The sequence below is a fragment of the Anaerophilus nitritigenes genome (assembly GCF_004138215.1).
Taxonomy (GTDB): Bacteria; Bacillota; Clostridia; order Peptostreptococcales; family Thermotaleaceae; genus Anaerophilus; species Anaerophilus nitritogenes.
This window is the reverse complement of sequence record NZ_RYYS01000041.1, coordinates 1-2,300: the sequence shown is the minus strand read 5'-3', so window position 1 is coordinate 2,300 and position 2,300 is coordinate 1. Positions and strand designations below refer to the sequence as shown.

The following is a 2,300-nucleotide window of genomic DNA, read 5'->3' as shown; positions in this document are numbered from 1 at the left end:
AGTTCAAAATATTACGGATAAAATTGAAAATATAAGTTTATCGATTCAAAAAATTAATGGAGACAAAGATGATATAGTACTAGCTATACAAAATATCTCAGCAGTATCAGAAGAAACAGCAGCTTCAGCCGAAGAGGTGAGTGCATCTATGCAACAACAAGCAAGTACAGTAGATGAAGTAGCCAATGCAGCAAATAAACTCAATGAACTTACAAAAGAATTAACGGCAGAAATTAATAGATTTGTAATATAGTAAAGGCGTCTGTTAGACGCCTTTTTCATGTATACACAAATAAAGAAGATGATTTTTGTGATTTATATTTTTAAATCATAAGGATTATCTTCTTTATTTATAAGTTAAGACAATAAAAATTATTGGAATACTCATTAAAAATGTTTAGAAAATATAGAAAATGGATAAATATTTTACAGTATTACAAAAAGTATGGCAAACTTTAATAAAGAATATATTGCAAAATAAAAGGGGGATTGTAATGAAAAAACATATGAGTATTGCGAACAAATTGCTGGCAGTAGTGTTATCCATAGCTATTTTAATTTTTGTAGCTACTGGAATATTTATCAATAGCAGAATAAGTAATGTGGTAAATGAAGTAGCAATGAAACAAATTATGAGTGAGGCAAATAATATAGGAGCAAGAGTAGAAGCTTTTTTTGCAAAAAAATATGCGATTACTCCAACGATGGCTAATACAGAGCATATTGTTAGTTATATTAAGGAAACAGAAAGTGTATCGGATCGAAAAGCAGTTAAACAACTACCAAGCTATGAGGCGGTATTAAATACATTACAAGGAATAAAAAATTCTGATAAAGATTTAGGGTTAGTATATGTAGCTTTAGAAAATAATAAAAATTTTATCAGTGATGATAAAGATTATGAAGTAGCAGAAGAATATGATTTACTAAAAAGATCTTGGTATACAGATACAATTCAAAAGGGAGATACATATTTTTCATCTCCATATATAGATGGTGTAACAGGAAAACTTGTAATAAGTGTAGCGACACCTATATTTGAAGAATCTAGATCTATAGGAGCTACGGCAATTGACATTTATATAGATCAATTAGGAGAAATTTTATCACAATATAAAATTGGAAAGAACAGTTATCCAGTACTTCTGGATCAAGAAGGAACTGTGGTGTATCATCCCGATCAAGATAAAATTTTAAAAGTAAATCTGGCAAAAGAATCTGGTGAAATAGGGAAGATCGGACAAAGTATGATCAAAGGAGAATCTAATACAGTAGCATATACACTAGATGGATCAGGAAAATACATGGCATATACGCCTATTAAGTTAAATGGATGGTCTATTTCTATGACGATAGATGAAAGTTATATATCAGATTATATTAAAAAAATCAGAAATATTATAACTTTTATATATGCATTGAGTTGTATTATCTTAAGTGTAGTAATTTTACTTTTTACTAAGAAAATTTTAAAAGATGTACCTAAGATTTTAGATGGATTAATTTCTGTTTCAAAGGGAGATTTGTCTGTAGAGTTAAATATAAATTCTAATGATGAAATAGGAGAAATTTCTAATACCTTTAATGTTATGGTAAATAGTATAAAAGAATTAATTCGTAAGACAAATCATATTAGTGAAGAAGTATCAAAATCCTCAATGAACTTAGCTGATTCATCTGAGCAGACAAATATATCCATAGAAGAAGTATCAAGAGCTGTTGAAGAGATTGCAAAAGGAGTAAGTGAACAAGCACAAGACACCGAAAAAGGAGCTTTGCTAGTTTCTAATTTAGATGATCAATTTAAGAGGTTAATAGAAGATAATGAAGATATGTCAGATTCAGCAAAAAGTGTAATTGATGCAAGCCAAGAAGGAATTAATGTAGTAGAGGAATTAAAACAAAAAACAAATTTGAACAATAAGTCTACTATGAAGATAGAAAAAGTTATTTATGAACTAGAAGAAAAATCAAAAAATATAGGAGATATGATAGAAACCATCAATTCTATTGCAGAGCAAACGAATTTATTAGCACTCAATGCATCAATTGAAGCAGCACGTGCAGGAGAGGCAGGAAGAGGGTTTGCGGTGGTTGCAGATGAAATAAGAAAGCTTGCTGAAGGGTCAAGTAAATCTGCAGAAGAAATCAAGAAAGTAGTAGGAGATATACAAAATCAAGCAAATGAAAGTGTAAAAACCATGAAAGAAGTAAAGGAAATATCGCAAGAACAATCCAAAGCAGTAATAGATGTAAATGAATCTTTTGACCATATCTATAGAGCAGTTCAAAATATTACG

1 protein-coding gene and 1 pseudogene are annotated in these 2,300 nt (G+C 29.6%); both read left to right on the top strand.

The features are described from left to right. Positions 1 to 253, top strand: a pseudogene (locus EK368_RS14825) (methyl-accepting chemotaxis protein); the annotation flags it as partial. Between the two features lie 241 nt (positions 254 to 494). Beyond that, a partial coding sequence (locus tag EK368_RS06220) for a methyl-accepting chemotaxis protein (protein ID WP_165000344.1) occupies positions 495 to 2,300 on the top strand: 1,806 nt, incomplete at its 3' end.